At 70.7% G+C, this 5,436-nt stretch carries 7 protein-coding genes and 1 riboswitch; of the genes, 2 read left to right on the top strand and 5 right to left on the bottom strand.

Annotated features, from left to right (window positions below):
- Positions 1–185: 185 nt before the first annotated feature.
- The gene (locus AC08OU_RS22090; RefSeq protein WP_476602017.1) at positions 186–935 is read left to right on the top strand and encodes a TetR/AcrR family transcriptional regulator; all 750 of its coding nucleotides are present in this window, start codon (positions 186–188) and stop codon (positions 933–935) included.
- 161 nt (positions 936–1,096) lie between these two features.
- Here the strand turns inward: AC08OU_RS22090 and AC08OU_RS22085 are convergent, their stop codons facing one another.
- The 5 genes from AC08OU_RS22085 to AC08OU_RS22065 all read right to left on the bottom strand — a co-directional run bounded on the left by AC08OU_RS22085 (position 1,097) and on the right by AC08OU_RS22065 (position 3,696).
- Positions 1,097–1,486: a type II toxin-antitoxin system VapC family toxin gene (locus tag AC08OU_RS22085; RefSeq protein ID WP_462188587.1), complete on the bottom strand. Its 390-nt coding sequence runs from the start codon at positions 1,484–1,486 to the stop codon at positions 1,097–1,099.
- Entirely contained in the window at positions 1,483–1,770 is a 288-nt protein-coding gene (locus AC08OU_RS22080; protein WP_462188588.1) for a type II toxin-antitoxin system Phd/YefM family antitoxin, read from the bottom strand. Before AC08OU_RS22080 ends, AC08OU_RS22085 begins: the two co-directional genes overlap by 4 nt.
- A 19-nt stretch (positions 1,771–1,789) precedes the next feature.
- Positions 1,790–2,503, bottom strand: a complete 714-nt coding sequence (bluB, locus tag AC08OU_RS22075; RefSeq protein WP_476602018.1) for a 5,6-dimethylbenzimidazole synthase — start codon at positions 2,501–2,503, stop codon at positions 1,790–1,792.
- Positions 2,504–2,539: 36 nt separating this feature from the next.
- Positions 2,540–2,737: riboswitch (cobalamin riboswitch) on the bottom strand.
- 268 nt (positions 2,738–3,005) lie between these two features.
- Positions 3,006–3,479, bottom strand: coding sequence for a hypothetical protein (locus tag AC08OU_RS22070; protein WP_476602019.1), 474 nt, complete (start codon positions 3,477–3,479; stop codon positions 3,006–3,008).
- The gene (locus tag AC08OU_RS22065) at positions 3,463–3,696 is read right to left on the bottom strand and encodes a hypothetical protein (protein WP_476602020.1); all 234 of its coding nucleotides are present in this window, start codon (positions 3,694–3,696) and stop codon (positions 3,463–3,465) included. The genes AC08OU_RS22070 and AC08OU_RS22065 overlap by 17 nt, the downstream gene beginning before the upstream one ends.
- 343 nt (positions 3,697–4,039) lie before the next feature.
- Here AC08OU_RS22065 and AC08OU_RS22060 point away from each other — a divergent pair, with 343 nt between their 5' ends.
- A complete protein-coding gene (locus AC08OU_RS22060) occupies positions 4,040–5,338 on the top strand; it encodes a 2OG-Fe(II) oxygenase (RefSeq protein WP_476605687.1) in 1,299 nt (432 codons plus the stop codon).
- Positions 5,339–5,436 lie beyond the last annotated feature (98 nt).

The raw sequence follows: 5,436 nt of genomic DNA, 5'->3' as shown, positions 1-5,436 counted from the left end.
GCCTGGCCACGGGTTTCGGGAATGCTCAACACGACCTGAACGGAAACAGGGGGCCGAAAGGTGGTGCCCGGCCCGGGCCTGATCCGCGACTTGCGGGCCTGATCCGCCCATACCGCCCCGGTCGGCGGGAGGCCGCCGTCAGTCAACCCTTGCGGAGTGAGTACTCACTCCGTACTGTGGATCGCATGCCAGAGACCTCACCGACCCCGCCCCGACGCCGGGCCCCGGTCATGGACCCCGACCAGCGCCGCGCCATGATCGTCACCGCGGCCCTCCCCCTCGTCATCGAGTACGGCACCTCGGTCACCACCGCGAAGATCGCCCGCGCGGCGGGCATCGGGGAAGGCACGATCTTCCGCGTCTTCGCGGACAAGGAGGCCCTGCTGGCGGCCTGCCTGACCGAGGCGCTGCGACCCGACGACACCGCCACCCACCTGGCGGCGATCCCGCTCGACCAGCCGCTCCCGGCCCGCCTCACCGAGGCGGCCGAGGTGCTGCGCGGCCACATGGCCCGGCTGGGCGCCGTCGCCGGAGCCCTCGCGGCCACCGGCCGGCTGGAACGCCGGATGCCCGCCACGGCGGGGAGAGCCCGTTCCGACGACCGATCGGCCGAGCCGCCGTCCCCTGCCCTTTCCCCGGCCCCGGCCTCAGCCCCAGCATCGGCCCCGCCGGCCGTCCCACCAGCCGTCTCACCGGCCGTCCCACCGGCCGTCCCGGACCGCGAGGCGGGACTCGCCGCGCTGCGGACGGCCCTGGCCGCGCTGTTCGAGCCCGAGCGCGAGGCGCTGCGGCTGCCGCCGGAGCGCCTCGCGGGCGCCTTCGCGCTGCTGCTGATGCCCGCCGGCCGGGCAGACGCCCCCGAGCTGCTGACCACCGGGGAACTGGTGGACCTGTTCCTGCACGGCGCGCTCTCGACCGCCGGGCCGAATCCGTGAACGGGCCCGCGCACGGCGGTGGATCCGCTCCCCCCGGCGGCGAGGCCTACGCCGAGCTGACGCCGCGGCGGCGGACCCTGGTGACCGTCGCGCTGCTCCTGACGCACGACGTCCCGGTCCGCACCCCCAGGCTCCGATGGGTAGCGAGCCCGGTCCCCGCCTCAGGCGGGCACAGCAACGGTCAGGCCTTCCTGGGCGGCGGCGGTCGACAGGCGCTTGTCGTAGCTGACGAAGACCAATGACGGCGCATCGAGCCGGAGCGCCGTCGCGAGATGCAGGGCATCCAGCGAACGCAGCAACGGATCCGTCAAGGCCGCGGCGGAGACCATGATCGGCTGGTCGATGGGCACGAGCGTGATCCGCGACAGGACGTCAGGGATACGGGGAAGAGCGGCGGGGTCGCTGCAGCGCAACGCTCGGGTCACTTCGAGCATCGCAAACGCAGACGACACCGCGACGCCTGGCCGCACGGCAAGCCAGGAGCGCAGCGCACGCGTCTCACTCTCCGGATGGGTCAACTTCACCAATGCACTGGAATCCAGATAATTCAAGAAGATTCCCCGCGTAGCTCCGCCACCACGTCCGCGGAGTCACGGCCATCCCAGCTGCCCGTGGACGTCGGTTCGGGGAGATCAGCCAGGCTCGCGGTGGAGAGGGTAACGCGCCCCTCGGCAACGAGTTGGTCCAGGTAGTCACTGCCCGTCTGCGTCAGTTCGGGCACCAGCCTCGCCCACGGTCGTCCGTTGCGAGTGATGATGATCGATTCTCCCGCGTGCGCACGGTCAACCCAGGTACCCACGGCATGGCTGAGATCCCGCAGGCTCACCACAGTCATGCCTCAAGTCTAACAAGTGTTAGACACCCGCTGGCCCGTCGATTCCAGGATCAGCGGGAGCACCGTCCCCGGACGGCATCGCGCCCCATCGCTCGGCGTGGACCGCGTCGGCGAGGGGACGCCGTCGGGCCCAGCCGTGGCGTTCGAGGTCGGGAACGTGCTCGAGGTGGGTCACCGGCCCGAGGCAGAGCCACGCCACGGGCCGGATGTAGGCGGGGATGGCGAGCAGGTCACGAACGAACGGCTCCCGGTAGAATGACACCCAGCCCACCCCGAGACCCTCGGCGGTCGCGGCGAGCCACAGGTTCTCGATCGCCAGGCACACCGAGTACAGGCCGGCGTCGGCGATGGCGTGCCGACCCAGCACCGCCGGCCCGCCGCGGTGCGGATCGTAGGTCACGACCAGCGACAACGACGACTCCAGGATGCCGTCGATCCTGATCCGGGCGAACCGGGCGGCACGCTCACCGGTCAGGGTCGCGGCGAAGACGGCGCGCTCGCGGTGCACGTGGGTGTGGAAGTCCCGCCGGGACCGCTCGTCGGTGACGAGGATGAAGTCCCAGGGCTGGCTAAGGCCGACGCTCGGCGCGGCGTGAGCTGCCCCGAGCACCCGGTCGAGCACGTCGGCGGGGATCGGCCCGCCGGTGAACTGGCCGCGCACGTCGCGCCGCCGGTGCAGGACATCGTAGAGGTTCGTGGGGTGGAGGTTCGTGGGGTAGCTGTCGGTAGGCATGGCAGGCTCCCGCTGTCCGGCCGCCCGCACGACGACGGGCGGCGTCGATGCGGGGCCGGTCTTCGGACTTCCGGATCAACGCCGGCCGTCCGCCTTCCCGGGCCCGAAGACCCAGTGGCTGCGCGGCGCGCATGGACGGCGACTTCCCGGTTACCGCGGCGGGCCCGTGCCGGACCTTCACCGGCTTCCCGATTCTCCCCGGTCCCCCGGGGCACCCCGCGCATGACGCCATTGGGGACGATACAGGATAAATCGACACATCAAGGTGGCGGCGATCCGTCAGCCGGTGAATTTGGGGGACCTGAGCACGGTCTACGGTCCCTGAACCGTGCCTTACTCCCCACAACTCGGCCGCCACGCGATCAAGTGGATCCGGGAACTGCTCGCCGCGCAGGGCCGCGCTGGCGCCGCCGCGAGCCGTCCCTCACCAGGCGAAGTGTCGGCACCGGCCGGTCGACCTCGCCGCGTGCATCGGCCCCACCCTGGCATCGGCCCCGTGCGGTCAGTCCCGGGTGACGTCGTCGATGGTGGCCGCGATGGCCGCGCGGCGAAGCCACAGGTCCAGCTGGTCGGTGTCGACGCAGGCGAGAATCCGCTCGCGGACCGCGCCAGGCACCGGCACGCCGCGGCTCTCCAGCACCAGCAGCACCGACCTCGCCTCGCCACGGGCCTCGCCGAGAGCCTCGCCACGGGCCTCAGCGCGGGCGTCGATCTCGTTGTATCGCTCGTTGTGGTAACGCCGGCCGAGGGTCGTCGTCCTGAGAAAGGCCTCCCATCGGGCCCGGGCTGCCTCGGGCAACCGACCCACTGTCACGTCATCATAAAAGATCTTCTTGTCTGGTTCCAACACGTCCAGCGCCGCCAGCAGCGCCGGGAACATTACGTCGATCTTGACATCGTCGAGATGGCAGATCGCCGCGAGCAGCACCGGCGCCGGGCGGGCCGCCGCCAGCTCCGCGTCAGCGACCAGGGGCACGTCGGCAGCAGTAAAGAACCGGGGGTACAGCCGCACGCCGCTGCGGGTGTCCCCGGCGATCTGGTCGCGATACCAGCGGGCGGACGTTGGGGTCGTACAGGCGCGCGTGGTCGAAGGCGGGGGCGTCGTCGCCGAGGAGCTCGGTCTGCACCCAGTCGGACAGGGACGGGTCGAGCCGGAGCAGCTCGAGCGGCGTCTCGTGGGCGGAGGTGGGCATACCGCCACGATGCCCGATGGGTCCGACAGGTCTGGCTCGCAACCTGCACACCAGCGCCGTAAGGCGAGATGTCCACCTTCGTACCCGGGAGCAGGCCCAGCGCCTCGCGGATGAACTTGGGCAGCACGATCCGACCTACGTGATCGACAACAGCTTCCGTGGGAGAACGATACCAGTTTGATCCCATAGCCGTGAGCGTCGCCAACCGCCGCACGATACTCCTCCAGTGGGGGTGCACGATCGACGGCTGCGACGACTGGGTACCGACACCGGTCGAGTGCGCCCAGCCCTCTAGATTTCTGCGAGAGGTACCGCTTCCTGGGGATATTGGAGGGCACGGGCAATGGCGACCGTGGCGCGTGACCGGCTGGCGAGGATGCTGCGCGGCGACGCGGAGACCACGTTCAGCGTGGGACTGACAGCGAGTAGGGATGACCTGAGCCTCGAAGTCGAGGGCGTCCGGCCCGTGGCCTTTCCAGTCCGGCCCGAGCAGGCCCGCGAGCTGCTCGGCCTCGGCCAGCCCGCCCGGTTCGGCCGCGGCGAGGAGACGCTGACCGACCCGGGCGTCCGCGACACCTGGGAGATCCCGAAGCACCTCGTCCACGCCCAGTGGGACGACAAGGCACTCGACGTTCTTCTGACGACGGCAAAAGACGAGCTGGGCCTGCCGATCGCCGCCGAGCTGACGGCCGACCTCCATGCGCTCCTGGTGTACGAGCCGGGCCAGTTCTTCCGCGCCCATCAGGACAGCGAGAAGGACTACGCGATGATCGGCACTCTGGTGGTGGTACTACCCTCCAGCCACACCGGCGGCGAGCTCGTGGTGCGCCACCTCGACGAGAAGATGGTCTACCGGGGCTCGAAGACGGACCTGTCACTGGTCGCCTTTTACGCCGACTGCCGGCACGAGGTCACCGCGGTGCGGTCGGGGTACCGGATCGCGCTCACCTACAACCTCCTGCTGCGCGGGGACACCGCCCTGCCGGAGGGCGACGAGGGAGCAACCGCCGAGCTGGCCGGCTTCCTTCGCGAGCACTTCGGCACGCCCGTGGCCAGCCGCTACGGCAGAGGCGCCGCCGACCCACCGAACCGGCTCGTCTACCTCCTCGACCACGAGTACACCCCGCGCGCGCTGGGCTGGAGTGGGCTGAAGGGCGCCGACGCCGCTCGCGTGTCCCTGCTGCGGGCCGCGGCCGAACGGGCGGGGTACGAAACCGTGCTCGCGCTCGCCGATGTCAAGACGACGCACAACGCCTACGAGGCGGATGAAGACCTCGGGCACCGAGGAGGACGGTACTGGGACGACTACGACGAGGACGACTACGACGAGGGCGAGGACTCCGACGACTCGGGCGAGGACGACGTCGAGTACCAGGTCGAGGAGCTGCTTGTCTCCGAGGTCACGCTCACGCACTGGACCGGCCCGGAGGGCACCCGGCTGGAAGAGGCCTCGCTGGACGTGAGCGAGGACGAGGTGTGCGCGTCCACCGGATCCGACGACCTCGAGCCCTACTCCTCGGAGTACGAGGGCTACATGGGCAACTGGGGCAACACGCTCGACCGCTGGTACCACCGGGCGGCGGTCGTCGTGTGGCCCCGCGAGCAGGCCTTCGCGAACCGCGCCGAGACCTCGCCGGCCTAGGCTCTTGACGAGCTCGCCGGAACGATCGCCGCCAACCGCCGGCCCGACGCCAACCGCCAGCCCGACGCCAGCGAACGGTGCCCGCACCGCCGACCCCC

It is taken from the genome of Frankia sp. CcMO1 (genome assembly GCF_977945845.1).
The sequence above is the reverse complement of the archived record's forward strand: the minus strand, read 5'-3'. Positions and strand labels throughout refer to the sequence as shown.

Coding starts and splice junctions, on each gene's coding strand:
- AC08OU_RS22060 (WP_476605687.1), top strand. CDS start 4,040: ATGGCGACCGTGGCGCGTGACCGGCTGGCGAGGATGCTGCGCGGCGAC.
- AC08OU_RS22065 (WP_476602020.1), bottom strand. CDS start 3,696: ATGCCCACCTCCGCCCACGAGACGCCGCTCGAGCTGCTCCGGCTCGAC.
- AC08OU_RS22080 (WP_462188588.1), bottom strand. CDS start 1,770: ATGACTGTGGTGAGCCTGCGGGATCTCAGCCATGCCGTGGGTACCTGG.
- bluB (WP_476602018.1), bottom strand. CDS start 2,503: ATGCCTACCGACAGCTACCCCACGAACCTCCACCCCACGAACCTCTAC.
- AC08OU_RS22090 (WP_476602017.1), top strand. CDS start 186: ATGCCAGAGACCTCACCGACCCCGCCCCGACGCCGGGCCCCGGTCATG.